Below are 25,827 nucleotides of genomic sequence, written 5' to 3'. Positions count from 1 at the left end.
TCCTGTAACGACGAACAGAAAACAATAAGCGCTCCCGCGGCTTGCCGTGGTGTCGTAGCGCTGGAACAACCTGAAGGCCGCGCCGCGGCGCGGGGCGGATATCGTCCCGGCAAGCGGATCCCCAGCTCCCGCTGGCGCAGCCTGAAGCCACCCCAGACGAAACGCTCCACGGCGTTCCGCGCGGTAGCAGCGCGCGAGGAACGCAACAATGAAACGCATGTTGATCAATGCCACGCAGGCCGAAGAGCTGCGCGTGGCGATCGTGGATGGCCAGACCCTGTACGACATCGATATCGAGCAGCCGTCCCAGGAACAGAAAAAATCCAACATCTATAAAGGCCGCATCACCCGTCTCGAGCCTTCGCTCGAGGCCGCTTTCGTTGAATACGGCGGCAACCGTCACGGCTTTCTGCCGCTGAAGGAAATTTCCCGCGACTATTACCAGGCAGGCGTCGACCACAAGGCCGGCATCCGCGAGCTGCTGCGTGAGGGCCAGGAAGTCGTGGTCCAGGTGGACAAGGAAGAGCGCGGCACCAAGGGTGCGGCGCTGACCACGTTCATCTCGCTGGCCGGCCGCTACATGGTGCTGATGCCGAACTCCCCGACCGCGGGCGGTGTTTCGCGCCGCATCGAGGGCGACGACCGCGCCGCGCTCAAGCAGGCAATGGACGCGCTCGCCATCCCCGACGAGATGGGCGTGATCATCCGCACCGCAGGCGTCGGCCGCGACGCCGAAGAGCTGCAGTGGGACCTGGACTACCTGCTGGGTATCTGGAAGGCGATCTGTGACGCGGCGCTGAGCAAGCCTGCCCCGTTCCTGATCTACCAGGAGTCGCAGCTGATCACCCGTGCGCTGCGCGACTACATGCGCGCCGACATCGGCGAGATCCTGGTCGACACGCCGGAGATGTTCGAGGAGGCAAAGCAGTTCGTCGAACAGGTCATGCCGCACAACCTGCGCAAGCTCAAGCACTACACCGACGACACTCCGCTGTTCAATCGCTATCAGATCGAATCGCAGATCGAGAACGCCTACGAGCGCACCATCCGCCTGCCCTCCGGCGGCGCGCTGGTGATCGACCAGACCGAAGCGCTGACCGCGGTCGACGTCAACTCGGCCCGCGCCACGCGCGGCGGCGACATCGAGGAAACCGCGTTCCACACCAACCTGGAGGCCGCCGACGAAGTGGCCCGCCAGCTGCGCCTGCGCGACCTGGGCGGCCTGGTGGTGATCGATTTCATCGACATGTCCTCCAACAAGAACCAGCGGGAAGTCGAGAACCGCCTGCAGGGCGCACTCAAGTACGACCGCGCACGCGTGCAGCTGGGCCGCATTTCCAAGTTCGGCCTGCTGGAAATGAGCCGTCAGCGGCTGCGCGCCTCGCTGGGCGAATCCAGCCAGATCGTCTGTCCGCGCTGCGAAGGCCATGGCCGCATGCGCAGCGTCGAGTCCCTGAGCCTGTCGATCATCCGCGTCGCCGAGGAGCACGCGATGAAGGACAACACCGGGCAGATCCTGGTGCAGGCGCCGCTGGATATCGCCAACTACCTGCTCAATGAAAAGCGCGCAGCGTTGGCCGAGATCGAAGGGCGGCACAGCACACCGATCGTGATCGTTGCCGACCGCTACCTGCAGACCCCGCACTATGAAGTTTCGCGGGTCCGCGACAACGAGCTGGGCGATGAAACAAACCGCCCGAGCTATCAGCGTGGTACGCCACGCAAGGTATCCACGATTGCCCTGAGCAAGTCCAATCTGAACGTGCCGCCTGCGGCCGCAATCAAGAATGTCCGTCCGTCACAGCCGGCTCCGGTGCGCGAACCGCGCGAGGAAGCACCAGCTCCAACTCCTGCTCCCGCAGCCGCTCCCGCACCGACGCCCGCAGCGCCTGCTGCTGGTGGACTGGTTGCGTGGGTCAAGAGCCTGTTCGGGCCGGCGCCGTCTCCGGAAGCCGCACAGCCGGCGCGTCGCGACCGTGACCGTGACTCTGCCGGCAAGGGTTCCGAGCGCGGTGGCCAGCAGCGCCGCTCCAACGGTCGCCAGGGTCGCAACGGAGAGCGTCGCGGCAACAGCAACGAGCGTCGTGACGACCAGCAGCCGCAGCAGCGCAGGGGCCGTAAACAGGCCCAGGCGAAGGACGAGGGAAACCAGCAGGGACGCGGCCAGTCGGGTCGCGAGCAGCCTGACCGCGAGCAGTCCGATCGGGAGCAGAACGACCGCCAGCAGCAGGGTCGCGCCAAGAGTGGCCAGAAGCAGTCCCAGTCCGGCCGCGGGCAGCGGCAGAGACAGGGTGCGGAAAAGCAGGCCCCTGACACCCAGGGTCGCGAAGACAGCCTGACCCCGGCTACCGAAGAAACCGCCATTGCGGCAGTGGCAGCTGGTGCCGTTGCAGCGAGCAAAGCTGATAGCCGGCCCACGCCCACGCATCCCGAGACTGACAATGCTCCGGCCGTGATCGCCAGTGAAGCGGCTGAAGGTGCTGCCGACGCCCAGGCATCCACGGGACCCGACGATCAGACCCCAACCGCTGAAGACGGGACGCCGCGCAGGCGCCGTGGCCGTCGTGGCGGCCGCCGTCGTCGCCGGGGCGGGGCAAATGCCGAAACTTCGGTGGACGCGCTGGACGAGACTTCGGAAGATGTCGAAGCGGCGGCCGAGGTCATTGCCGCCCAGGCAAGCCAGCCGGAATTCGATTTCGAAGACGGTTCGAGCACAGCAGATCCGGCGGAACCGGAACGCGAGCCTGCTTCCCGTCCGCCGCGCAGGAGCCGCAAGGCTTCCGCACCTGCGGTCGCAGCCTCAGCGGACGCAGTCGACCCTGTGCGCGACGCAGCCCCTGCAGCCGCTCTTTCGCAGCCTGAAGCAGCCGCGACGGCTGCCGACAGCAACGCCGCAACGGAGGTCAGCCAGGCTGAGGCTCTGGAAGTGAAGGCGGAAGCGCCGGAAGTCGCCGCAGAGCCGGCCGCAGAGCCAGCCCCGGAACCGGAGCCGGCGCAGGTCACTGCACTGGTCACCGAGGCTGCCGAGCAGGCTGCTCCTGCTCCCGCGCCCATGGAGACACCGGCACCCGAACCTGTGTCGACACCCGAGTCTGCACCCGTTGCAGTTGTCGAGGACGAGCCCGAAGAACAGCCTGCTGAAGAACAGCCTGCCAACGGTGAAGTTGCAACGACCGGGAACGAAGACCATCCGCGCAGCGCCTGACCGGCCTGCGCACGAGCTGCGCAGACGCTGTTGCTACAGCGTCTGCGCGGGATCGATCACGCCATACTGGCTGGCCAGACGCGCCAGCGAGATCATGTCGGTGATCTGCAGCTTTTCAAACATCCGCGACTTGTGGGTGTTGATGGTCTTCGCACTCAGGCTCAGATGCCTGGCCACCTGTTCCTGGCGCAGACCCTGGATCAGGAGCATGGCGATTTCCATCTCCCGCGGCGTCAATGCATCGAACGGGCTCTCTCCGCCCGTCAGGCCGGCCAGCGCCAGGTTCTGGGCGATGCTGCTGGCCAGGTAGCGCTTGCCACCGGCCACCGTGCGCACCGCGCGGACCAGCTCACTGGCATCGCCACCCTTGCCGACATAGCCGGAAGCTCCGGCCTCGATCAGGCGCTTGGGCATCGGACCGTCTTCCAGCACGGACACCACGATCACGCGCGAGCCGTAGTTTCCGCGGACGATCCGCTCGGTGACTTCCAATCCGCTGACCCCTGGCAAGTGCAGGTCGCACAGGACCACGTCCGGTTTCAGCTTGCGGATCAGTGGCAGGGCATCCTCCCCGCAGTCCGCCTCTCCAACGATCTCGATATCACTTTCAGTGGCAAGAATCATGCGCAATCCAGTGCGCACCAGAGCATGGTCATCGACCATGAAAACCCTGATCATCATCCCTGTAACCCCCTCTGTGTTCCCCCCTCGGGGCTCAGGCTATCGCTGCCATCCCACCACCGCAAGTAAAACCGGCGGCCGCGGCTCATCGTCCAACCAGCACATCGCAGCCCGCTTCCGACAGCAGTCGGCGGGTCACGCGGCCCAATAACGCGCTGCGGACAGCCCCGCGTCCGTCTGCACCAACCGCCATCAGGTCGGTCCGCGGGCTCTTGCTCATCTTCAGCAGGGCGACACCGGGCTGGCTCTTCATCACCCGCGTGACCACCCTGCCCTGCACCTCCAGCGTCGCGGCCAAGGCTGCAAGGTCGGCTCGGGCCTTGTCGTAAAGGCCGCTGTGGAAGGATTCGATATCGGCGTGGGAAGCCCCTGCCCGCAGCATGGCCTGCTGGAAGGGCTCGGGCACGTGCGCCACGTGCACCAGGCGCACCGCCGCTGACGGGGCGAGCCTGCGTGCAGCCTGCAGGGCCGCTGTCGATTGTGGGGAAAAGTCCATCGCGACAGTCAGCTGCCGATACGGCAACTCGGGCAGGCTGCGCACCACCAGCAGCGACACCGCCAGGCTTCGCACCACGCGGTCGACAGTGGTACCAAGTGCCCGCCCCTTGAGCATGCGCGCTCGAGTGCCCGGCCCCATCACCACCAGGTCCGCGCCAATCGCTTCGACAACGTCCACGATGACCACGTGTGCCGGGCCGAATTCGACCAGGATCTCCGGATCGGCAATGCCGTCAAGCAGGTTGGCAAGCGCTTCGCGCGCCTGGCGCTGCAGCAGTCCGCGCAGGCCATCCTCGGCGCAACCATACGCTGCGGCAGCCTGTCCAAGGCCTTCTGTTTCAAGCACGTGCAACAGCACCAGCCGGGCCGAATGCGCCTGCGCAAGCTGCAGTGCGCGCATCAACACCGCTTCGCTGTCACCTTCCAGGTCCAGCGCAGCCAGGATCGTATCCATGCTTGGAATCCCCATCCCCTGAGCAGGTCAGCGAAATCATTGTGGCGTCAGATCTGCAGGGCGGAAGGAATTGGCGGAGAGAGTGGGATTCGAACCCACGAACGGTTTCCCGTTGCCGGTTTTCAAGACCGGTGCCTTCAACCACTCGGCCATCTCTCCGTTGTTCCTGTCCCTGCCCAGCCTCGGTTCCAGCGGCATGTGCCGTTGCGGTTGTCCGGCGCCTGAGCGCGGCTATTGTCGCACGACAACGCAGTTTTTCTACGCGGCCTGTTCTTCTTCGCCCTTGCAGTTGAGGCTGGACTGTTCGATCAGGCCCGGCATGTATTCGGCGAGGTGATCAATGAACACGCGCACTGCCGGCAGCAGGCCCCGGCGTGACGCGAACACCGCGTGGGCGATGCCCTGCGGAAGGCGCCACTCGGGCAGCACCACTTCCAGCTCACCGTTATGGACGGCGTCCGCACAAACGGTTTCCGGCAGCATGGTGACTCCCAGGCCCTGCTTGGCCAGGCTCATCAGCATGGGGAAATCGAAACCGGAGATCCGCGGTTTGAGATCGATCCGCCGGGTTTCGCCGTTGCGCTGCAGTTCCCAGCGCTGACGCACTTCATCCTCGGCCATGGTCATGGTGGTGTGCTCGGCCAGGTCTTCCGGTTCAGTAGGCCGTCCTGCCCCGTCCAGATACTTGGGGCTGGCCACCAGCAATTCCTGGATCGGGCCGAAGCTGCGCATGATCAGGCTGCCGTCGTCGTCGAACTTCGTGCGCACCCGGATCGCAATATCGAAGCCTTCGTTGATCAGGTCCACGCGCCGGTTGCTGATGTGCATCTGCACGCGCACCTGCGGATTGCGCGCCAGGAAATCCGGCAGCACCTTGGGCATCAGTTCCTGGGCGATATTGACCGGAACGCTGGCCCGCACCACGCCGCGGGGCTCGGCGCTGAGACGGTCGACCACTTCACGTGCGGCCTGGGCCTCGGCCAGCATCGACTGGGTATGGCGGTAGACGCTCTGGCCCACATCGGTCACTGCAAAGCGGCGGGTGGAGCGCTGCAGCAGACGCACGCCCAGCTCGCTTTCGAGCTGGCTGATTCGCCGGCTCAGGCGTGACTTGGGAATGCCGGTGGCGCGCTCGGCGGCGGCGAAGCCGCCATGGTCAACCACCACGGAGAAGTAATAAAGATCATTCAGATCCTGCATGGCGGCCCTTCAAATAGAACGATGCGGTTACTTTAAAGGTTTTTGTCCCGATTTTACAGCGCACGAGCCGCTGTGACCGCCTGACTCCCTTCAGGCGATGCGTTCCTGCCCGCCCATATAGGGCCGCAACGCTTCGGGCACCTCGATGCTGCCGTCGGCCTGCTGATAGTTCTCCATCACCGCTACCAGGGCCCGACCCACGGCAACGCCCGAGCCGTTGAGCGTGTGCACCGGCTCGGGCCGGCCGGAGTCCGGATTACGCCAGCGCGCCTGCATCCGCCTGGCCTGGAAATCACCGCAGTTGGATACCGACGAGATCTCGCGGTACTTGTCCTGCGAGGGCAGCCAGACTTCCAGATCCCAGGTCTTGCAGGCGGAAAAGCCCATGTCGCCGGTGCACAGCAGCATCCGCCGGTACGGCAGACCGAGCTTCTCCAGCACCACCTCGGCGCAGCGCACCATGTGTTCGTGTTCCGCCTGGCTGGTTTGCGGCGCAGCGATCGTTACCAGCTCCACCTTTTCGAACTGGTGCTGGCGGATCATCCCGCGCACATCGCGCCCGTGGCTGCCGGCTTCGGCGCGAAAGCACATGGAGTGGGCGGTCATCCGCAGCGGCAGGCGGTCCGCATCCACGATGTCATCGCGCACGATGTTGGTCAGCGGCACCTCGGCGGTAGGCACCAGATAGCGCTTGCTGTCCCCGACCGCGGTGGCGAACAGATCATCCTCGAACTTGGGCAGCTGGCCGGTACCGGTCATGGACTCGGCGTTGACGATCACCGGCACGTTGGTTTCCTCGTAACCATGCTCGCCGGTGTGCAGGTCAAGCATGAACTGCGCCAGGGCCCGGTGCAGGCGCGCCAGCTGGCCGCGCAGCACGGTAAAGCGGGCCCCGGAGAGCTTGGCCGCGGTATCACCGTCCAGCCAGCCATTGCGCGCGCCGAGATCGACGTGGTCGCGGATCGCGAAATCGAACTGGCGCGGGGTACCCCAGCGGTGCGCTTCGACGTTGCCGTCTTCGTCCGCACCGGTGGGCACGTCATCGGCAGGCAGGTTGGGGATTTCCAGGGCGATCCGTTCGATAGCCTGGCGCTTGGCCTGCAGCGCCTGCTCGTTGGCTTTGAGCTCTTCGCCGAAGCCGGCCACCTCGGCCATCAGGGCAGCCACGTCGCCGCCCTGCGCCTTGACCTTGCCGATCTCCTTGCTGCGGGTATTGCGCAGGTTCTGCAGCTCCTGGGTCCGCACCTGCAGCTGCTTGCGCTCCGCCTCCAGTGATTCGAGTGCACCCACGTCCAGCGTGAAGTCGCGCGTACGCTGCAGGCGTTCGGCAAGTGCGGGGAGGTCGTTGCGCAACAGGTTGGGATCGAGCATGGCGTTGAGGGTTTGATCCAGGGCCGGCCATTATCGCCCGAGAGTGCTCCCGGTGCCGAACCGCCAACGTGGCCTGTGCCAGAATCGCGGCATCTTCAGCTTGCGACGTGCCCATGCCTGATCCAGCCAGCAGCCCCCGCCCCGCGAGACGACGACCGAGCCCGTGGCTGATCGTGCCTGCGGCGGTAGTGGTCGGCCTGCTGCTGTTTGTCGTGGTGTGGCTGGTCCAGCGCGAGCCCGCGGACACGACTGATCCCACCTTGGCCGCGGATACCGCGGCCGAACAGGCTGCCACCGGATCCACTCTTCCAGCGCCGCAGGTGTCGGAAGAGATGACGGCGGACGCGGCGGGCGACGATGACAGCGACGGCGGGGTATTCATCCTGCCTCCTGCACCAGCGGAACCGCCCCGCGGCATCGCCGGCGACCCGCCGGCCCTGCCGGCACCCGCTCTTGAACAGCCCGGCGTTGATCCTGCTGCTGGCGGCCATGCGACCACGATCGGCCCCCGTCCGGTCCACAGCCCTGCGCCCACCTACCCGCGCTCCGCCCTGCGCCGAGGGCTTTCCGGCGAGGTCCTCGTCCGGGCACAGGTGGGCGTGGATGGTCGGCCACGGCAGGTGGAGGTGGCACGCAGCAGCTCCCACCGGGTGCTCGATCAGGCCGCACTGCGGGCGGTGCGCGGCTGGCGGTTCCAACCGGCGATGCAGGACGGACAGCCTGTGGCGGAGCCAGTGGAGATTCCCGTCCAGTTCAATCCATGAACCTGCCTGAAGCGGAACCTGCCACCAGGGCAGCGTCATGACACGATCGCAACATGCGCTGTGGAAGGCTGCACTGATGTGTGCCCAGCTGCAATCAGACCGTGTCCCAGCCGCCAACTGAACCCGCCCCGCAAGGTCAGGCGGCTCCGCCTGCCGGACAGACATCCAGCAGCACCCGATCACTGATCTGGTTACTGCTGCTGATCGCAGTGCTCGCGGCCCTCTGGTATTTCTACGGCCGCACGGAGCAGGGACCGGAAGCCCTGCCCGCCGAAGCGCCGATCGAAACCGTCGTGCCTGCCCCGGTGGCGGATGAAGATGGCGATGAGACCGGCGCAGAGACCGCTGCGGAGCAGTCTGCTCCGCCGCCCAGAGCTCCGGCCAGGTCATCCCCGGCGGCATTACCCGATCGATCCGCCCAGCCCACCCAGCAGGTACAACCGGCCTATCCGGCGGCGGCCCTGCGTGTGCACGAGGAAGGCACGGTATTGCTGCGCGTCGAAGTGGACGCCCAGGGGCAGCCCGCGTCGGTGGAAATCCAGCGCAGCAGCCGCTCCCGGGAGCTGGACCGCGCCGCCCGGGAGGCAGTCAGCGAATGGACCTTCCTGCCTGCAATCGAGAACGGTCAGCCGGTGGCATCCACGGTCACGGTGCCCGTGGACTTCAGGATCGGGGATCCGTAACCAGGCCAAATCCGGCGGCGGTGGCCATCCGGGCAAAATCGGGAAATGACGTCGCCACGTTGGCGGTATCGCCGATGTGTACCGGCCCGCTTGCAACCTGCCCCGCCACTGCGAACGCCATCGCCACCCGGTGATCGCCGTGGGCGATGACGGTCCCGGGCCCGATGCTGCCGCCGTGGATGCAGGCGCCATCAGGCGTTTCATCCACCTGGATACCAAGCGCACGCAGGCCGCTGGCCATCACCGCGATGCGGTCCGATTCCTTGACCCGCAGCTCGGCCGCTCCGCGCACCGTGGTGTGGCCGCGGGCACAGGCAGCGGCGATGAACAGCGCCGGGAACTCGTCGATCATGTCGGCGACGTGTTCGGCTGACACCTCGATGCCCTGCAGCGGCGCGTGACGGACCAGCAGATCGGCCACCGGCTCCCCGCCCTGCTCGCCCGCCGGCGTTTCGGCTATGTCGGCGCCCATGGCGCGCAGCACGTGCAGCAGACCGGTGCGCCGCGGATTCATGCCGACGCGACGAAGACGGAGTTCGGAGCCCGGCACCAGCGTGGCCGCCACAATGAAGAACGCCGCCGAGGAAAAGTCGGCGGGCACCATCACGTCGGTGGCATGCAGGCGGTGGCCACCGGGCAGGCTCGCCTGCCCGGGCTGGAACTCCACCGGCCAGCCAAACGCCGCGAGCATGCGCTCGGTGTAGTCGCGGGTGGGCCGCGGCTCGCGGATCCGGGTAGTTCCGGTGGCATACAGCCCTGCCAGCAGGATCGCGGACTTTACCTGCGCACTGGCAACTTCCGTTTTAATATCAATCGCCTGCAGGTCACTGTTACCGTAAATCCTCAGTGGCGGGAGATCGCCGTCAACGGTATCAATGCGCGCCGCCATGCGTCCCAGCGGCGCAGTCACCCGGCGCATTGGACGTTGGGACAGCGAGGCATCGCCGCTCAATACGCTGTCAAACCGCTGGCCGGCAAGCAGCCCGGCCAGCAGCCGCATGGCGGTGCCCGAATTGCCGCAGTCCAGCACCTGCCGCGGGGGCTGCAATCCATCCATGCCGACGCCGTGGACCACGCGCACGCCTTCCCCGGGCGCGTCGATCCGTACGCCCATTGCGCGGAAGATCTCTTCGGTGGCCCGGGCGTCTTCACTCTCCAGGAAGCCGCTGATCCGCGAGCATCCATCCGCCAGCGCCGCGAGCATGATCGCCCGGTGTGAGATCGATTTGTCCCCGGGCATGTCGAGCTCGCCGCGCAGCGGCCCGCCGGCTTGCGCCACCCAGTGCTGCAGGCCGGCAGGCCCGCTCAAGGCACTGCCACCGGGTAGGAGCCGAGCACGCGGGCTTCGCCGGCAAAGGAGTCGATTTCATCCAGCGCATCGCGCAGCGGCGATTCATCCGCATGCCCGGACACCTCGATGAAAAACGCGTACTGCCACAGCGCACCGTGCGCCGGCCGTGACTCGATCCGATTCATGCTGATCCCGCGCCGCGCCAGCGGCTCCAGGATCCGGTAGAGGGCACCCGGCTGGTCGCGGATGAAGACCAGCAGCGAGGTGCGGTCGTTGCCCGACGGCGGGAACGACGCGCGCCCGATCACCAGGAATCGCGTGGTGTTGTCGTCGCGATCCTCGATTGGGCCCGCCACCACTTTGAGTCCGTAGACATGGGCCGCGTTCTCGCCTGCGATCGCAGCCGCATCGTCCGCATTGCGCGCGCGGCGGGCCGCTTCGGCGTTGCTGGCCACGGCGTGTTTTTCGGCCTCCGGCAGATGCTGGCGCAACCAGCCCTTGCACTGCGCCAGTGACAGGCCGTGCGAATAGACGCGCTCGACATCTTCCACCCGGCCGGTGCGCGAGAGCAGGTACTGATGCACGCGCAGCTCAACTTCACCGCAGATTTTCAGCGGCGAAGTGAGGAACAGATCCAGGGTGGACTGGATGGTGCCCTGTCCGGAGTTTTCCACCGGCACCACGCCGAAGTCGGCGTGTCCCGCCCCCACCTCGTCAAACACCTCTTCCACGCTGGCCATCGGCAGGCCCTTGGCCGAATGGCCGAAGTGCTTGTGCACCGCCTGCTGCGAAAAGGTGCCTTCCGGGCCCAGATAGCCAACCTTCAGCGGCTCCTGCTGGGCCAGGCAGGCGGACATGATTTCGCGGAACAGGCGCACCAGCACTTCGTCCGACAGCGGACCCTCGTTGCGGTCCACCACCCGCCGGAGCACCTGGGCCTCGCGCTCCGGACGGTAGTAATCCACCGCCGCCGCCAGCTTGCCCTTGGCCTGGCCCACCTGCCGCGCCCACAGGGCACGTTCGGCAATCAGCGCCTGGATTTCGCGGTCGATGCCGTCGATCTGCTCGCGCACCGCGGTCAGGTCACCCTTGCCGGGTTCTGCGGCGGTCTGTGTACCGGTCTCTTCAGTCATGGACTTACGCTTACCCTCGGCGCTGCTGGAAATCACACATGAAGTCGGCCAGCGCCTGCGCACCCGCCACCGGCATTGCGTTGTACATCGAGGCGCGCATGCCGCCGAGCACGCGGTGCCCCTTGAGCGAGATGAGGCCAGCGTCGCGCGCCTCGTCAAGGAACACCTGCTCCAGCGCCTGGTCGTGCAGGAAGAAGGCCACGTTCATGCGCGAGCGCACGGCCGGTTGCACATGGTTGAGGTAGAAGCCGTCCGAGCCGTCGATCGCGTCATAGACCAGCCGGGCCTTGGTCTGGCTGCGGCGCGCGAATTCCTCCACGCCGCCCTCGTCCAGCATCCAGCGCACGGTCAGGCCCAGCAGGTACCAGTTCCAGGTGGGCGGCGTGTTGAGCATGGACTCGGCCGCCAGCTGCTTGCCGTAATCGAAGATATCCGCCCGCGGCTGGCCGGCACGCTCAAGCAGATCACGACGCACGATGACCACGCCAATGCCCACGGGCCCCAGGTTCTTCTGCGCGCCGGCATAGATCAGGCCGTAGCGGGATACGTCCAGCGGTTCGGAGGCGATCGACGAGCTGAAGTCAGCGAACAACGGCACATCGCCAACGTCCGGCGTATCGCGGAACTCCACCCCGTGGATGGTTTCATTGGCGGTGATGTGCACGTAGGCAGCGTCCGGTGATAGGCGCCAGCTGTCGCGCGCGGGGATCGATCGGAAGCCGTCTTCTTCGCTGCTGGCCGCAATCCTCAGGTCAACATAGGGCGCGGCCTGCTTGAGCGAGATCTGGCCCCAGTGTCCGGTCACCACGTAGTCGGCCGGCTGGCCGCGCGAGGCGAAATTCAGCGCCATCAGCGCCTGCTGGGTGGTTGCGCCACCAGCGGTGAACAGCACCGCGTAATCGTCCGGAATGCCCACCAGTTCGCGCAGGTCGCGCTCGGTGGTTGCCGCTACTTCCATGAACTCGGGACCACGGTGGCTCAGCTCCACGATGGACGCACCGGCGCCACGGAAGTCGAGCATCTCGCGCTGCGCCTGTTCCAGTACCGGCTGGGGCAGTGCGGCAGGGCCGGCGCTGAAGTTGTAGGCACGGGTCATGGTTTCTCCTTCGCTGTGGCTGAACATTCGCCCAGCTAGTATGCCGCAGTGCAACAGATGCGCCATGCCACCAGGGCAAGCACGCCATGCTGGCATCGCACATGGCAACCGGACATCAAGATGAAGCTGCGAACCGCCCTGAACATTCCCGCCAACGAAATCACCGATGAAGCCGTGTGGCTGCAGCGACGCCGGATGGTGGCGGGCCTGGCGGCCCTTCCCGCGCTGTCCCTGGCCGGATGCAGCAAGGCCGAGCCCCCGCCCCCACCGGCCCCGGCGCCCGCAGCCGGCCAGGTGAGCGAAGGCTTTTCCACCAGTGAGGAATTGACCCGCTGGGAAGACGCCACCGGCTTCAACAACTTCTACGAGTTCGGCACGGACAAGCTGGATCCGTCGCGTGCAGCGCGCACCCTGCGCACCTCACCGTGGCAGGTGGAAGTGGCCGGCGAATGCGAGCGGCCGGGCGTGGTGGACCTGGACGGACTGCTGCAGGGCCTGCTGCCGGAAGAGCGCATCTACCGTCTGCGCTGCGTGGAAGGCTGGTCGATGGTGATTCCCTGGCTGGGCGTGCCACTGGCCAGCGTGCTGCGCCGTTTCGAGCCGAATTCCCGCGCACGCTACGTCGCGTTCACCACGCTGGCTGATCGCGAGCAGATGCCCGGCTTGCAGCGACGCGTGCTGCGCTGGCCCTATCGCGAAGGGCTGCGCATTGACGAGGCCATGCATCCCCTCGCCTTCCTCGCCACCGGCATGTACGGGCAGCCGCTGCCGCAGCAGAACGGAGCGCCGCTGCGCCTGGTGGTGCCGTGGAAGTACGGCTTCAAGAGCATCAAGTCGATCGTCGAAATCCGCTTCAGCGAAGACATGCCTGACACCTCATGGAACCGGATGCAGCCGCGTGAATACGGGTTTTTCGCCAACGTCAATCCAGCGGTGGACCATCCGCGCTGGAGCCAGGCCAGCGAGCGCCGCATTGCCGGCACCACCTCGCGGCTGATCGCCAACCGGATCGACACCCAGCCCTTCAACGGCTATGGCGAACAGGTGGCTTCGATGTATTCGGGACTGGACCTGCGCAAGTGGTATTGAGCCCGGGCCGGGCCTCGCGAACCAGAGCCACTCCACCGTCAATTGTCGCTGCCAAGGCGCTGGTACACGCGCTGGCGCTGGCGCCGCTGGCCCTGCTGCTGTGGCAGGTCTGGCTGGTTGCGAACGGCACGGATATCGACGCGCTCGGCGCCGACCCGGTCGCTGAAATCGAACACCGCACTGGCACCTGGGCATTGCGCATGTTGCTGATCACCCTGGCAATCACTCCGCTGCGCCAGATCACCGGGCTAACTGCGTTCATGCGCTTCAGGCGCATGCTGGGGCTGTACGCATTTTTCTACGCCAGCCTGCACCTGGCCGCCTTCCTGGTACTGGATCTGCGCGGCTGGTGGGCAACGGTATTCGAGGAAATCCTGCACCGGCCGTACATCACCCTGGGTTTCCTGGCCTGGCTGTCGCTGCTGCCGCTGGCGATCACCTCCACCAAGGGCTGGATGCGGCGACTTGGCCGCACCTGGGCGCGACTGCACCGGCTGGTCTACGCAGCGGCGGTACTGGCCGTGCTGCACTTCTGGTGGATCGTCAAATCCGACCTGCGCGAGCCGCTGATCCATGCCGCCATCCTTGCCGCCCTGCTGGGTTGGCGGCTGTGGCACCGATACGCCCGGCGCCGCGGCAGGATTCAGCCTGCGCCGTAGAGCAGCAGCAGGGCCAACAGGCCTGCGATCAACAGCGCAGCCAGCAGCACCAGGGGCAGACGCCACAGCGAGGGCTGGCGGTCATTGCCGCTGTGCGGCGCCTCCGATTCGAACGCCTCGCCCATCAGCAGAGGCTCCTGGGGCGCATCGCGCCTTGGCGCCTCAACGACAAAACGGTACTGGTTGTCGAACACCACCTGGTCGCCCGGCTGCAGCACCGCATCGTGCACGCTTTCACCGTTGACCAGGCTGCCCTCTTCCGTGCCCAGGTCACGCAGCCACACCTGCCCCTCGACGATTTCCAGCCGGGCATGGCGTTCGGCGAACGCCGGATCATCGATCTGGATATCGGCACCCGGAACGCGGCCCACCAGTCGTGGCACATCAAGGGTGAAGCTGCGTCCATGGTGGCGCCCACCGAGCCCGCGCAACACCATCCTCGGGTCAGGCGATCCGCCGCGGGCGGGCGGTCCATCGCGCGGCGGCGACTCAGGTGGATGCGCGCCGACCAGGCGCACCTCGTGGCCGTCCACGAACACAGAATCGCCGACCCGGAGCATGGCAAGGCGGCTGATCTCACGGCCATTCACATGCACGCCGCGCCTGCCATTGCCGACGGTGAGCCACACCCCTCGGCGGTCCACGCAAAGGCAAACGATCGCCTCATCACCCTCGGGCACCGGGCCAAGCCCGGCAGCGACCCGACCCAGATGGTGCATGCCGATCGCGAGTGGCAGGTCCGCCACTGCATCGGATGAAATGAATCGAAGTCTGGCTGCGCTCATGCGGGCAGAATCTATCACGCCACTTACGCATCGGATCGCTAGAATGTCGGATCAGACAGGAAGCTTTGGAAAAATACATGGGCGATATCGATATCCGTCACCCCCATTCGCTGCCGATGCCGCGTGCACATTCGGCGCTTGAGGACGCGATGACACGTCTGTCGGAGAAATTCGACATCACCTATGCGTGGGACGGCGATGCGGTCGATTTCAGCCGGTCCGGGCTGGATGGACGTATCCAGCTGGCGCCCGACGAGTTGCACCTGACCGCAAAGCTCGGCTTCCTGCTATCGGCAATGAAAGGCCCGATCGAGAGTGAAGTCCGTCGGGTATTGGCGGAGCGTTTCACCGCCTGAATCCACCACGCAGCAACGCAGGAGGAGTCATGGCTACCTACAAAAAACCCGAAAAAGGACCCGGCGCCAGTGCCAGGCCCGGCAGTGCCGATGCCGGCACCGTCGAGCAGGCTGAGCGCATGGCACGCGGCCTGGGCGAGTCTGCCCAACAGGTGTGGCTGGCAGGAATCGGAGCCCTCGGGCGCGCGCAGTCCGAGGGCAGCAAGTTGTTTGATGCCCTGGTTGCAGAAGGCGAGCAGCTGGAACAGCAGACGCGCCAAACTGCGGGCGAGCGCGCCAGCGAGGTCAAGGGAGCGGTTGAAAGCAGCGTGGACGGCATGCGCGACCTTGCCGCCGGCACCTGGGACCGTTGGGAGAAGACCTTCGACAATCGCATGCAGCGTGCGCTGGTGCGACTGGGCGTACCCAGCCGCGGCGACATCGCCGAACTCAACCAGCGGGTGGAAGAGCTGACTGCTGAACTGCGCCGGCGGCCTGCCGCCGCACCGCGCAAGCGCGCAAGCCGCAAAGCCGCTGCGCCCAGGAAGACCGCAGCAACCGGCGCGCCTGCCGCTGCAGGTGCAGCTACCTCCACGCCACCCTCGTCCACCGCCCACGCGCCGCCGCCGGATCCGGATCTGAACGACTGACTCACAGCCCTGCTGGCGCCCCCGTTTGCGTTATTCTCCCCGCGACGAAGAACAGGGGATGAAACGTGGGAGCAATCGCACACTGGCTTGTGTCCGTGCTTGTGATGCTGCTGATCGGGGGCGCCGGCACCGCCATCATGTGGGGCGTACTGCGTCCCCGGGATGAAACGGCAGCAGGCATCCGCGCACTTGCCGCGACGTCCTGGCGCGAGTTCATCAACATGGTGCTGGCGGCCCTGGCGGAGCGTGGCTACAGCCGGGTCGTGGACCGTGAAACCGCATCTGGAGATACAGACTTCACGCTGGAGCGCGACGGCTCCCACTGGCTCCTCTCCTGCAAGCACGGCAGCGCTTACGTACTGGGAAAACCGGCAGTGACCGCGCTGGCCAATGACGTCCGCATGGCCAATGCCCGCGGCGGCTTTCTGGTGACCCTTGGCCGGATTCTTGACGAAGCACGCAGGCCCGCCGCCCAGGCCAATATCGAACTGCTGGACGGCCAAGCCCTGTGGCCGAAGCTGCGTGAGCGGATCGGCTCAGCTGAGCTGTCCGCGATCCGCACTGCCACCGCCGCCAGGGCGCGGCAGCGGGTGCTGGCTTGCTGGCTGGTCGGCCTGCTGGCCGGCATTGCCACCTTCATGCTCCTGCCTGCCTCACAGCCACTGACAAGCCCGGCAGCTGAAACTCCAACCGTTTCAAGGACGGCGGAAGTCGATGCCGCCGTGCCGCCTGTCAGCGAGAGGCTGAAAGGCGAGCTGCCTGTCCAGGAGCAGCGCGATACCGTCAGGCGGGCCGCCGCCACCCTGCCGATGGTCAGCCACGCCCTGTGGTCGAGCCAGTCGACGCTGGAACTGCAGCTGCTTGATGCCGGCGAAGATGCCATGCCGGGGGTGTGCCAGCTGCTGGGCTCCTTCCCGGAGCTGTCCAGCTCGCGTATCCAGCTCACTCCTCCAGCGGGAAGCGGCCTGCCGGTCCGCTTCCGCCAGTGCAGTCAGAAGTTGTAACGCAGCGACACGTACCAGTTGCGCTCCCAGCCGTAGTACGCGGTCTGGATATTGCCCACGCTGGAAAACTCCTGCCCTTCCACCTTGTAGACCTTGTCGGTCAGGTTGCGCACGCCCGCGCGCACCTGCCAGTCGTAGCCGGGTGAATCCCAAACGCTGTACAGGCCCACCAGCGTATAGGCGTCCTGGCTGAGCACCTCGCGGTTGTCGACCGACAGCCAGGTATCCCCGCGATAGGACACGTCGCCGCCTACGCTGATCATTCCGCCGTTGGCCAGCGGGAAGCCGTGCTGCAGCGCTACCCGTGCGGTCCAGTCCGGTGAGAACGGCACATGATCGTGGGTCAGGGTCGGGTCGTACAGCGGATAGGCGGGATCCAGGCGGAAGTCCTGGAAGTCCGAATACTTCGCGTCCAGCCAACCCAGCTGCGCACTCAGGGTGGTGGTATCCCCAAGCAGGGCCATGCCCTCGAATTCAATCCCTTTGATTTCGAGCTCCGCCGCGTTGAGCACCGGGAACGTGCTGGCGTCCTGGGTCACCCGTGCCTGGAAGTCCGAATAATCACTCCAGAACGCCGCCACGCTGCCGCGCAGGCGATTATCCGCGGAGCTGGCCTTCATCCCGGCTTCGTACGTCCAGACGAACTCCGGATCAAAGATCGGGTTGGCTGCGTCCAGCGCCGAGTTGGCCCGCCCGTTGAAGCCCCCCGACTTGAAGCCGCGGTTGGCCGACACGTAGCCCATCAGGTTGTCGTTGAACTGCTTCTGCAGGCTGACCGACGGCGTCCAGGCCGACCACGAGGCCCTGTCATCGACGGTGGATTCGGGATCCAGGCTGATGGCCTGGAAAGGTGCACCCCAGAACGTGCTGGTGGTGCGCCAGTAATCCTTGGTGTCCTTGGAGTAACGCAGCCCCAGCGCAAGGGTCCACGTGGGTACGAATTCCCAGTTCACATGGGCGAAGGCGGCGATGCTCTCCGTGGAAAGGTCATCCTCGATGGTGCGCAGGAAGCTGATGGGCGTGCCGAAAACCGCAAACAGGTCATCCGCATAGGCTTCCTGATACGACGGCACATCCTCCTGCATGTAGTACGCGCCGAAGGTGCCCTGCAGGTTGGAGCCGTTGTCGAACTGCAGCTGGAACTCCTGGCTCATCTGCTCCTGGTCGATCGCCACCAGCACATCGCCCAGCTGGTATTCCGAGGCGTCGATGTCAATGAACGAATTGGTCTTCAGCTTGCGCCAGGCACTGATGCTCTTGAACAGCCACTGGCTGTTGATGTCCCACTCCAGCGCCGCAGAGGCGCCGGTGTGCTCCATTGTCTGGCCCTGGCCGGGACGGAAGGATGTTTCCGCGGTGAAGTCGAACTCGCCGCTGGCCGCTGGCAGCAGCTCCACGATGCTGCCCAACCCAAGATCGGTCTGCCACAGCGGTGCCATCGGCCGGCCCATCGACAGCGAAGCCTTCTGCCGGGTGTGATCGAGCGAGAACGTCGCCCGGAAGGTGTCACTGGGGCGCGCGACAAGCTTGCCCCGGACCGCCTTGGTGTCGTCGTTGTTGAAATCACGCTGGCCGGCACGGTCGTCGATGAATCCGTCATGGGTCAGCCAGGCACCGGCGAGGCTGCCAGCCACCACGTCGTTGAGTTCGCCGCCCACGTAGAAACGCCCTTCGGCACGGCCGTGCGAGCCACCGGTCACTTCGATCGCGCCGCCAGTGTCATCGAAAGGGTTGCGCGTGGTCAGCTTGATGGCCCCGCCGGTGGAATTCTTGCCGTACAGCGTGCCCTGCGGCCCGCGCAGTACTTCCACCTGCTGGATGTCGAACAGCGAAAACAGCGCGCCGTTGATGCGCGAGTAATACACATCGTCCACGTACATGCCCACGCCGGGATCAAACGTCTGCAGGGCGTCCGGCTGGCCGATGCCGCGGATGAAAACGTTGACGCTGTTGGCCGAACCGCGGCCCTGGACGATGTTCATGTTGGGCACCGCACCCTGCAGGCCGCCTACGTCGCTGGCCTGGAGGTCCTGCAGTTCGCTCTCGCTGAAAGCGCTGACCGCGACCGGTACGTCCTGGATCGACTCCACCCGCCGACGTGCGGTGACGGTGACCTTGTCCAGCGTGGTCGCATCCGCCTGCTGCGTGCCAGGCGCTGCCGCCGGCTCCTGTGCGAGCACCGGAAGCGATGCCATGCCCAGTACGATCGCCGCGCTCAGTATGCTGCGTTTCATCAACTCTCTCCCCACCGATCTGCAGATAAGGCGCCCCGAGAGACGCGTCCAGGCCCTTCGGCCACGATGACAAGCCTATGGCTGCGCCGGGAGACCGGCACTTGTACCTTCGGACAATGGGAGCGCGCGCGGCGCACGGTGACACTGGCCATCGCCATTTCCGCACCGGAAGAGATCCATGTCCCTGCTGATCGTGCTCGGCGCGCTGAGCTTCCTCATGTACGTCGCCTACCGCGGCCACAGCGTGATCCTGTTTGCGCCCGTCGCCGCCATGGGCGCGGTGCTGCTGACCGACCCCGAGCTGGTCGCGCCGATGTTCACCGGCTTGTTCATGGACCGCATGGTCGGCTTCCTCAAGCTGTACTTCCCGGTGTTCCTGCTGGGCGCGGTGTTCGGCAAGCTGATCGAGATCTCCGGATTTTCCAAGTCGATCGTGGCGGCCACCATCCGCCTGTTCGGGCCCGAGCGGGCGATGCTCTCGATCGTGACCGTGTGCGCCCTGCTCACTTACGGCGGGGTATCCCTGTTCGTGGTGGTGTTCGCGGTCTATCCGTTCGCCGCCGAACTGTTCCGCCAAGCGGCGATTCCCAAACGGCTGATCCCGGGCACGATCGCGCTGGGCGCGTTCACCTTCACCATGATGGCGCTGCCCGGCACGCCACAGATCCAGAACATCATTCCCACGGCCTTCTTCGGCACAGACTCGTGGGCGGCACCGGTACTGGGCACGATCGGCTCGGTGCTGATCCTTGCCGGGGGCATCACCTATCTGGAATGGCGCCGCCGCAGGGCCGCCGCGGCCGGGGAAGGCTACGGCGAAAACCTGCTCAATGAGCCGGAAGCATTCACCGGTGAACATCTGGCCCATCCGCTGGTGGCACTGCTGCCGCTGGTGCTGGTGGGCGTGTCGAACAAGCTGTTCACCGACCTGATCCCGCGTCTGTACGGCGACAGCCACAGTTTCAGCCCTTCCTCGATGGGGGATACCGCGCCGATCCTGCAGGAGGTGTCCAGGGTCGCGGCGATCTGGGCGGTCCAGGGTGCGCTGCTGGTGGGAATACTGGCAGTCCTGTTCCTGGCCTGGCGGCCGGTAACAGCGAAGTTCGCCGAGGGCACCAAGGCAGCCATCGGCGGCGCCCTGCTGGCCTCGATGAACACGGCCTCCGAATACGGCTTTGGCGCGGTGATCGCTGCTTTGCCGGGCTTCATGCTGGTGGCCAACAGCCTGAACGCCATCCAGGATCCCCTGGTGCACGAGGCAGTGACGGTGACCGCCTTGGCCGGCATCACCGGCTCGGCTTCCGGCGGCATGAGCATTGCGCTTGCGGCGATGGCCGACAGTTTTATTGCCAACGCCGAAGCCGCGGGCATTCCGATGGACGTGCTGCACCGGATTGCCGCCATGGCGTCCGGCGGCATGGATACCCTGCCCCACAACGGCGCGGTGATCACCCTGCTGGCCGTGACCGGTCTGACCCACCGCCAGTCCTATGGCGACATCTTCGCGATCACCGTTATCGGGACTTCCGTGGTGTTCGTGATGATCGGGCTGTATTACCTCACCGGCTGGGTCTGAGCCTTCCACCTGCAGCCCGGTCAGCTGCAGCACCACCAGATAGAATGGCCGGTGACGGGTCCACGTGGACCCGCGGGGGATCCACATGGACTCGTTTTTCAATATCTACGTCACCGTGATGTTTGCCGGCCTGCTGATCCTGACCGTCGGATACGCATCGCGTCATCACCGGATCGGTCCGGCGCTGATGGGCACCGGCGTGGTGATCCTGCTGGCGGTGGTGGTCTACTACATCGCGACCGTGCTGGCCTGATCATTCGAACTGCCGGATCAGCTTTCCGGCAGTATCCGCACGGCCAGTACACGACGGAACTGGATCCGCAGCAGGTCGCCCACCTTCAGGCCCTGCAGCGACTCGCGATGACGCGCCTGTTCAACTTCCAGCACGTGGGTGCTGCCGTTGGGAGACTGCACCGACAGGGTATGGGCGTCGGTATCGATCGCGACCAGCGGTGAGAGCACCACAACCACTTCGCGGTCGATGACGCCGGGCCTCAGCGGATCCGGGTGCTGCTCGTCTTCCCAGATGTACGCGCCCGGCTCGGCGCTTCCGGCCGGCTGCATATCGAATACCAGCGAGCGGCGGTAATACACCTGCACCCGGTCGCCCACCTGCATCTGCTCCAGGCGCTGGACCTGCTCTTCGATCCTGAGCGTGCGCTCCGCGCCATCGGCGTCGCGCACGGTGACCAGGCGACCGGCGGCGTCCAGGGCTGTTACCTGCCCTTCCCAAGCCACCTCGGCCTCCAGCACCTGCTCCTGCACATCCGGCTCCGACGCGGCCAAGCTGGCCGGCTCCTGCACCGGGTTCGCTCCCGCGCATGCGGACAACGACAGTGCCAGTCCCAACGCGAGGATGGACGGTGCACAGGCAGGGAACGGCTTCATGGCTTCTCCAAAGGAAGGGGCAAGGTGGCGGGAGTATACCGCCGGCTGGCTCCTGAACGCCCCGAGCTTGGACGACTGGCTACCCGCCCCCTATTCAGGTACAATTAAACCCGTAAATTCAACAACTTGCAAAGGAGTCAATTAAAACAGATGCAGCTCTCTCTTACCCCCCTTCACGCGAACGCAGCTTCCACTTCCACCCAGCCGAGCACCCGTACCTCCGAACGCCGCCGCGCGACGCGCAGCTATCTGCGCAGCTACGCCGCGAATGCCCGGACCAGGCGCTTCCGGGTCCGCTGAGCCCTGTTGCAGCCGAGCGGACGCAAAGAGCGCACTGCGTGGAATGTGAAGCATGGATTGTGAATCGAGAAAAAGGCGGGCCTGGCCCGCCTTTTCTATGTCCGCCCCCCGGCAATTCCGGGACGCAACAATTCCGGGCCACAGCAATGAAAAAAGGCGAGCCGAAGCTCGCCTTTTTCTGTTTCTGGAGGTGTGGCGGAGGTCAGTCCGACACGCCCTCGCCTTCTTCCACTGCCTTCATCGACAGGCGGATACGGCCCTGCTTGTCGACTTCCAGCACCTTGACCTTGACCACGTCGCCTTCCTTGAGGACGTCGCTGACCTTCTCGACGCGCTCGTTGGAGATCTGCGACACGTGCACCAGGCCGTCCTTGCCGGGAGAGATGGTCACGAAGGCTCCGAAGTCCATCAGCTTGACGACCTTGCCCTCATAGATCCGGCCCGGCTCGACGTCGGAAGTGATCTGCTCGATGCGTTCCTTGGCGGCGCGGCCAGCGGCAGCGTCGACCGAAGCGATCGTGATCGTGCCGTCGTCCTGGATGTCGATCTGGGTGCCGGTTTCCTTGGTGATCGCCTGGATGACCGAACCGCCCTTGCCGATCACTTCACGGATCTTGTCGGGGTGGATCTTGATGGTGATCAGGCGCGGTGCGAACTCGCTCAGCTCCGAACGTGGCGCGGTCAGCGCGGCTTCCATTTCCTTGAGGATGTGCAGGCGGCCCTGCTTGGCCTGGGCCAGCGCGACCTTCATGATGTCTTCGGTGATGCCCTGGATCTTGATGTCCATCTGCAGCGCCGAGATGCCATTGCTGGTACCGGCCACCTTGAAGTCCATGTCGCCCAGGTGATCCTCGTCACCGAGGATGTCGGACAGCACCACGTAGTCGTCGCCTTCCTTCACCAGGCCCATGGCGATACCGGCCACCGGGGCCTTGATCGGCACGCCTGCGTCCATCAGCGCCAGCGAGGAGCCGCAGACCGAAGCCATCGACGAGGAACCGTTCGATTCGGTGATCTCGGACACGACGCGGATGGTGTACGGGAACTCTTCCATCGTCGGCATCACGGCGAGCACGCCGCGCTTGGCGAGGCGGCCGTGGCCGATTTCGCGACGCTTCGGACCCATCATGCGGCCGGCTTCACCCACCGAATAGGGGGGGAAGTTGTAGTGGAACAGGAAGTGTTCCTTGTACTCGCCGCCGACCGCGTCGATGATCTGGCCGTCGCGGGCGGTGCCCAGCGTGACGGCAACGATCGCCTGGGTCTCACCGCGGGTGAACAGCGACGAGCCGTGCACGCGCGGCAGCACGCCGACTTTCGAAGCGATCGGACGCACGGTGTCGGGCGCGCGGCCATCAATGCGGACCTTGGTCGACAGGACCGAGTTGCGCATGGTCTGGTATTCCTGCTCGCTGAACACCTTGGACATGTCGCCGGTGTTCCACGCCTTGGCTTCCGCTTCCGGGGCCAGCGCTTCGAGAATGGACTTCTTCAGCTTGGAGATGGCGTCCTTGCGCTCGAGCTTGTCGCTCACCTGGAAGGCACCGGCGAGGCGATCACCAATCGCGGTGCTCAGCGCACTGACGATGCCCTCGTCGGCCTTCGGCGCCGCCCATTCCCACTTCGGCTTGCCGGCTTCGGCAACCAGTTCGTTGATGGTGTTGATGGCGACCTGCATCTGCTGGTGGCCGAACATCACCGCACCCAGCATCACGTCTTCGGACAGTTCCTTGGCTTCGGACTCGACCATCAGCACCGCGTTGGCGGTACCGGCGACGACGAGCTCCAGCTCCGAATCCTCAAGCTCCGACACGGTCGGGTTGAGCAGGTACTCACCGTTCTTGTAACCGACCTTGGCGGCACCGATCGGGCCGTCGAAGGGCGCGCCGGAAAGCGACAGCGCGGCCGAGGCGCCGATCAGGGCAAGAATGTCGCCATCGACCTCGGGGTTCATCGACATCACGGTGGCGATGATCTGCACTTCGTTGCGGAAGCCCTCGGGGAACAGCGGACGGATCGGACGGTCGATCAGGCGCGAGGTCAGCGTCTCCTTCTCGGTGGCGCGGCCTTCACGCTTGAAGAAACCACCGGGGATGCGGCCACCGGCGTAGAACTTCTCCTGGTAGTCGACGGTGAGCGGGAAGAAGTCCTGACCCTCGCGTGCGGTCTTGTTGGCGACGGCGCTGACCAGCAGCATCGTGCCTTCGCAGGAGATCATGACTGCGCCGCCAGCCTGCCGGGCGACCTCGCCGGTCTCGATGGTGACCGTACGACTACCGTACTGGAAGCTCTTGGTAACTTTCGACACGTTGGAATTCCCTTGAAACTCTTGCGATGGACCGCAACGGACCCCTGCCCGGTGCGGGTGGCCGCGACTTTGCAGCGGCGCGGAAAGTTGGTGCGAAAAACAAGCCGCGGCGCATTTCTGCGCCGCGACGGTAAAGCTGGATCAGCGGCGCAGGCCGAGCTTCTCGATCAGCTCGCGGTAGCGCTTGGCATCCTTGCGGTGCAGGTAGTCGAGCAGGCGGCGCCTGCGGTTGACCATCTGCAGCAGGCCGCGCCGGCTGTGGTGATCTTTCTTGTGGGTCTTGAAGTGTTCCGTCAGGTGCGCGATGCGCGCGGTGAGCAGAGCCACCTGGACTTCCGGAGAACCGGTATCGTTTTCGCCACGCTGGTGCTCGGTGATGATCTTGCTGTTGTCGATCGACATGGTTTTGCCTCTTGACGCGCGGCCCGCAGGAACGAGTGTCGAATCAACCCTTTCGGGTTATCGACGACGCACCACAAGGCCCGCCGCTTACTGAAGTGCCACCGCCCGGACGGACGGCGGATTTGCTTGAAAAAGCCTGCAAATTGTAGCCGCTCTGTGGCCTCACAACAAGGATCAGACCGTCTGGCCGCCCTGCGCGACGGCCCAGGAAAACAGCCTGCGCGGGCGCAGCCCCCCGCATTCATCCACGCTTCCCAGGCCCAATGCCCGCCCGGTCGGACCGAATATCGCGACTTCCGCGCCGGATCCGAAATCACCATCCACCGCCTGACCGAATGCCAACCGCCGTGCCTGCGCCGCATCCACCTCAACCCGCGGCCATCCGGTCATTCCTGCCTCGATCGGCAACAGGCAGCCATCCAGCTGTCCAAGTCCGCCCTGGGCGAGCTCCTCCAGCGCTTCCATGGTCCACATCCGGGGCTGGGTGAAGGGCTCAACCCACAGCCTGCGCAGCTCGGCCACGTGGGCACCGCATCCAAGAATTTCGCCCAGATCACGCACCAGACTGCGTACGTAGGTGCCTGAGCCACATTCAACCTGCAGTCGCAGCAATGGCGCCCCGCCGCTGAACAGCTCGCTGCCCGGCAGCAGCTGGAAGCGGACAACCTCCACTTCGCGGGGTTCGACCTCCACCACTTCCCCCCGCCGCGCCTTGGCGTACAGCGGCTCGCCGCCGCGTTTGAGCGCGGAATAGATCGGCGGGCGCTGCTGCAGCCGCCCTGTCAGCGTTTCAAGCGCGGCTTCGATCGTGGCTACGGAGAGATCCGGCACCGGACGCTCCCGCAATGGCTGTCCCATCGCGTCGTCGGTGTCGGTCACCACCCCCAGCCGGGCGACGGTGTCATAAGCCTTGTGGGCGCCGAGCAGGCCGCCGGCGAGTTTGGTCGCCTCGCCAAAACAGAGCGGCAGCAGGCCGGTCGCCAGCGGATCAAGACTGCCCGTATGGCCGCCCTTCTCAGCCTGGAACAGGCGCCGGGCGCGCTGCAGCGCCTGGTTGGAACTGGGTCCCTGCGGCTTGTCGAGCAGCAGGATGCCGTCGAGCTTCCTGAATTTGATCTTTGGGGGTCGTGACATGGGTCGATTGTAGGCGTTCAGGCTCTTGACCTGATCAGCTTGACTTGAGTCAGCTCGCTTGCGTCTGCGTCAGAGCCATACTCAAGG

Annotated in this window: 23 protein-coding genes and 1 tRNA gene; 10 read left to right on the top strand and 14 right to left on the bottom strand. The window is 65.6% G+C overall.

The genetic code is table 11. From position 1 onward, the window contains the following. The first annotated feature begins 208 nt into the window (after positions 1–208). The gene (locus WCE59_RS01300; protein ID WP_343256890.1) at positions 209–3,205 is read left to right on the top strand and encodes an Rne/Rng family ribonuclease; all 2,997 of its coding nucleotides are present in this window, start codon (positions 209–211) and stop codon (positions 3,203–3,205) included. Between the two features lie 33 nt (positions 3,206–3,238). Here the strand turns inward: WCE59_RS01300 and WCE59_RS01295 are convergent, their stop codons facing one another. From WCE59_RS01295 to serS, 5 genes are all read right to left on the bottom strand, one after another. After that, a complete protein-coding gene (locus tag WCE59_RS01295; protein ID WP_343256889.1) occupies positions 3,239–3,886 on the bottom strand; it encodes a response regulator in 648 nt (215 codons plus the stop codon). A gap of 85 nt (positions 3,887–3,971) precedes the next feature. Then, complete coding sequence (locus WCE59_RS01290) at positions 3,972–4,838, bottom strand: universal stress protein (protein ID WP_343256888.1); 867 nt, start codon at positions 4,836–4,838, stop codon at positions 3,972–3,974. A 71-nt stretch (positions 4,839–4,909) separates the two neighbouring features. After that, positions 4,910–4,997, bottom strand: a tRNA-Ser gene (locus tag WCE59_RS01285). Positions 4,998–5,096: 99 nt separating this feature from the next. Continuing rightward, a complete protein-coding gene (locus tag WCE59_RS01280) occupies positions 5,097–6,038 on the bottom strand; it encodes a LysR family transcriptional regulator (RefSeq protein ID WP_343256887.1) in 942 nt (313 codons plus the stop codon). 90 nt (positions 6,039–6,128) lie between these two features. Next, positions 6,129–7,409: a serine--tRNA ligase gene (serS, locus tag WCE59_RS01275; protein ID WP_343256886.1), complete on the bottom strand. Its 1,281-nt coding sequence runs from the start codon at positions 7,407–7,409 to the stop codon at positions 6,129–6,131. A 173-nt stretch (positions 7,410–7,582) separates the two neighbouring features. On the opposite strand from serS, the gene WCE59_RS01270 reads away from it, so the two are divergent. Together WCE59_RS01270 and WCE59_RS01265 are read left to right on the top strand one after the other, a co-directional pair. Continuing rightward, positions 7,583–8,173, top strand: a complete 591-nt coding sequence (locus WCE59_RS01270) for an energy transducer TonB (RefSeq protein ID WP_343256885.1) — start codon at positions 7,583–7,585, stop codon at positions 8,171–8,173. Positions 8,174–8,382: 209 nt separating this feature from the next. Beyond that, positions 8,383–8,856, top strand: coding sequence for an energy transducer TonB (locus WCE59_RS01265; RefSeq protein ID WP_343256884.1), 474 nt, complete (start codon positions 8,383–8,385; stop codon positions 8,854–8,856). Here WCE59_RS01265 and aroA read toward each other — a convergent pair. The 3 genes from aroA to serC are packed head-to-tail and all read right to left on the bottom strand — an operon-like array spanning position 8,837 to position 12,376. Further along, entirely contained in the window at positions 8,837–10,165 is a 1,329-nt protein-coding gene (gene aroA / locus WCE59_RS01260) for a 3-phosphoshikimate 1-carboxyvinyltransferase (RefSeq protein WP_343256883.1), read from the bottom strand. The two genes, WCE59_RS01265 and aroA, sit on opposite strands and share 20 nt — an antisense overlap. Beyond that, positions 10,162–11,280 (bottom strand): prephenate dehydratase, encoded by a 1,119-nt coding sequence (gene pheA / locus WCE59_RS01255; protein WP_449284069.1) that lies wholly within the window; start codon positions 11,278–11,280, stop codon positions 10,162–10,164. The genes aroA and pheA overlap by 4 nt, the downstream gene beginning before the upstream one ends. A 10-nt stretch (positions 11,281–11,290) precedes the next feature. After that, positions 11,291–12,376 carry a phosphoserine transaminase gene (serC, locus tag WCE59_RS01250; RefSeq protein ID WP_343256882.1) on the bottom strand — a complete coding sequence of 362 codons (1,086 nt, stop codon included), beginning with the start codon at positions 12,374–12,376 and terminating at the stop codon, positions 11,291–11,293. A 120-nt stretch (positions 12,377–12,496) separates the two neighbouring features. Between serC and msrP the strand changes: the two genes are divergently transcribed. Then, positions 12,497–13,465: a protein-methionine-sulfoxide reductase catalytic subunit MsrP gene (gene msrP, locus WCE59_RS01245; protein ID WP_343256881.1), complete on the top strand. Its 969-nt coding sequence runs from the start codon at positions 12,497–12,499 to the stop codon at positions 13,463–13,465. After that, complete coding sequence (locus WCE59_RS01240; protein WP_343256880.1) at positions 13,462–14,124, top strand: protein-methionine-sulfoxide reductase heme-binding subunit MsrQ; 663 nt, start codon at positions 13,462–13,464, stop codon at positions 14,122–14,124. Before msrP ends, WCE59_RS01240 begins: the two co-directional genes overlap by 4 nt. On the opposite strand, the gene WCE59_RS01235 is transcribed toward WCE59_RS01240, so the two are convergent. Next, a complete protein-coding gene (locus WCE59_RS01235) occupies positions 14,109–14,909 on the bottom strand; it encodes an FHA domain-containing protein (RefSeq protein ID WP_343256879.1) in 801 nt (266 codons plus the stop codon). The genes WCE59_RS01240 and WCE59_RS01235 overlap by 16 nt on opposite strands. A 77-nt stretch (positions 14,910–14,986) precedes the next feature. Between WCE59_RS01235 and WCE59_RS01230 the strand changes: the two genes are divergently transcribed. From WCE59_RS01230 to WCE59_RS01220, 3 genes are all read left to right on the top strand, one after another. Beyond that, positions 14,987–15,265 carry a polyhydroxyalkanoic acid system family protein gene (locus WCE59_RS01230; RefSeq protein ID WP_343256878.1) on the top strand — a complete coding sequence of 93 codons (279 nt, stop codon included), beginning with the start codon at positions 14,987–14,989 and terminating at the stop codon, positions 15,263–15,265. 29 nt (positions 15,266–15,294) lie between these two features. Then, positions 15,295–15,894: a phasin family protein gene (locus WCE59_RS01225; protein ID WP_343256877.1), complete on the top strand. Its 600-nt coding sequence runs from the start codon at positions 15,295–15,297 to the stop codon at positions 15,892–15,894. 65 nt (positions 15,895–15,959) lie between these two features. Continuing rightward, complete coding sequence (locus WCE59_RS01220) at positions 15,960–16,898, top strand: restriction endonuclease (RefSeq protein WP_343256876.1); 939 nt, start codon at positions 15,960–15,962, stop codon at positions 16,896–16,898. Here the strand turns inward: WCE59_RS01220 and WCE59_RS01215 are convergent. Next, a complete protein-coding gene (locus tag WCE59_RS01215; RefSeq protein WP_343256875.1) occupies positions 16,886–19,132 on the bottom strand; it encodes a TonB-dependent receptor in 2,247 nt (748 codons plus the stop codon). The two genes, WCE59_RS01220 and WCE59_RS01215, sit on opposite strands and share 13 nt — an antisense overlap. Positions 19,133–19,310: 178 nt before the next feature. On the opposite strand from WCE59_RS01215, the gene WCE59_RS01210 reads away from it, so the two are divergent. Both WCE59_RS01210 and WCE59_RS01205 read left to right on the top strand, forming a co-directional pair. After that, positions 19,311–20,708, top strand: coding sequence for a GntP family permease (locus tag WCE59_RS01210; protein ID WP_343256874.1), 1,398 nt, complete (start codon positions 19,311–19,313; stop codon positions 20,706–20,708). A gap of 85 nt (positions 20,709–20,793) precedes the next feature. Beyond that, entirely contained in the window at positions 20,794–20,961 is a 168-nt protein-coding gene (locus WCE59_RS01205) for a hypothetical protein (RefSeq protein WP_343256873.1), read from the top strand. Positions 20,962–20,978: 17 nt separating this feature from the next. Here WCE59_RS01205 and WCE59_RS01200 read toward each other — a convergent pair whose 3' ends face one another. From WCE59_RS01200 to truB, 4 genes are all read right to left on the bottom strand, one after another. Continuing rightward, positions 20,979–21,596, bottom strand: a complete 618-nt coding sequence (locus WCE59_RS01200) for a hypothetical protein (protein WP_343256872.1) — start codon at positions 21,594–21,596, stop codon at positions 20,979–20,981. Positions 21,597–22,098: 502 nt separating this feature from the next. Then, on the bottom strand, positions 22,099–24,204 hold the full coding sequence (pnp, locus tag WCE59_RS01195) for a polyribonucleotide nucleotidyltransferase (RefSeq protein WP_343256871.1): 2,106 nt from the start codon (positions 24,202–24,204) through the stop codon (positions 22,099–22,101). 141 nt (positions 24,205–24,345) lie between these two features. After that, positions 24,346–24,606 carry a 30S ribosomal protein S15 gene (gene rpsO / locus WCE59_RS01190; protein WP_343256870.1) on the bottom strand — a complete coding sequence of 87 codons (261 nt, stop codon included), beginning with the start codon at positions 24,604–24,606 and terminating at the stop codon, positions 24,346–24,348. 174 nt (positions 24,607–24,780) lie between these two features. Then, positions 24,781–25,740, bottom strand: a complete 960-nt coding sequence (gene truB, locus WCE59_RS01185; protein WP_343256869.1) for a tRNA pseudouridine(55) synthase TruB — start codon at positions 25,738–25,740, stop codon at positions 24,781–24,783. Positions 25,741–25,827 lie beyond the last annotated feature (87 nt).

Source organism: Luteimonas qiangzhengi (genome assembly GCF_039548515.1).
Taxonomy (GTDB): domain Bacteria; phylum Pseudomonadota; class Gammaproteobacteria; order Xanthomonadales; family Xanthomonadaceae; genus Luteimonas.
This window is presented reverse-complemented; position numbering and strand designations above follow the sequence as displayed.

Excerpts from the sequence above, each read along its gene's own strand:
- WCE59_RS01235 (WP_343256879.1), bottom strand. The coding sequence starts at position 14,909 with ATGAGCGCAGCCAGACTTCGATTCATTTCATCCGATGCAGTGGCGGAC.
- WCE59_RS01290 (WP_343256888.1), bottom strand. The coding sequence starts at position 4,838 with ATGGATACGATCCTGGCTGCGCTGGACCTGGAAGGTGACAGCGAAGCG.
- WCE59_RS01300 (WP_343256890.1), top strand. The coding sequence starts at position 209 with ATGAAACGCATGTTGATCAATGCCACGCAGGCCGAAGAGCTGCGCGTG.
- serC (WP_343256882.1), bottom strand. The coding sequence starts at position 12,376 with ATGACCCGTGCCTACAACTTCAGCGCCGGCCCTGCCGCACTGCCCCAG.
- WCE59_RS01280 (WP_343256887.1), bottom strand. The coding sequence starts at position 6,038 with ATGCAGGATCTGAATGATCTTTATTACTTCTCCGTGGTGGTTGACCAT.
- rpsO (WP_343256870.1), bottom strand. The coding sequence starts at position 24,606 with ATGTCGATCGACAACAGCAAGATCATCACCGAGCACCAGCGTGGCGAA.
- serS (WP_343256886.1), bottom strand. The coding sequence starts at position 7,409 with ATGCTCGATCCCAACCTGTTGCGCAACGACCTCCCCGCACTTGCCGAA.
- WCE59_RS01230 (WP_343256878.1), top strand. The coding sequence starts at position 14,987 with ATGGGCGATATCGATATCCGTCACCCCCATTCGCTGCCGATGCCGCGT.
- pheA (WP_449284069.1), bottom strand. The coding sequence starts at position 11,280 with ATGACTGAAGAGACCGGTACACAGACCGCCGCAGAACCCGGCAAGGGT.
- WCE59_RS01295 (WP_343256889.1), bottom strand. The coding sequence starts at position 3,886 with ATGATGATCAGGGTTTTCATGGTCGATGACCATGCTCTGGTGCGCACT.
- truB (WP_343256869.1), bottom strand. The coding sequence starts at position 25,740 with ATGTCACGACCCCCAAAGATCAAATTCAGGAAGCTCGACGGCATCCTG.
- msrP (WP_343256881.1), top strand. The coding sequence starts at position 12,497 with ATGAAGCTGCGAACCGCCCTGAACATTCCCGCCAACGAAATCACCGAT.
- WCE59_RS01215 (WP_343256875.1), bottom strand. The coding sequence starts at position 19,132 with ATGAAACGCAGCATACTGAGCGCGGCGATCGTACTGGGCATGGCATCG.
- WCE59_RS01205 (WP_343256873.1), top strand. The coding sequence starts at position 20,794 with ATGGACTCGTTTTTCAATATCTACGTCACCGTGATGTTTGCCGGCCTG.
- WCE59_RS01225 (WP_343256877.1), top strand. The coding sequence starts at position 15,295 with ATGGCTACCTACAAAAAACCCGAAAAAGGACCCGGCGCCAGTGCCAGG.
- WCE59_RS01210 (WP_343256874.1), top strand. The coding sequence starts at position 19,311 with ATGTCCCTGCTGATCGTGCTCGGCGCGCTGAGCTTCCTCATGTACGTC.
- WCE59_RS01200 (WP_343256872.1), bottom strand. The coding sequence starts at position 21,596 with ATGAAGCCGTTCCCTGCCTGTGCACCGTCCATCCTCGCGTTGGGACTG.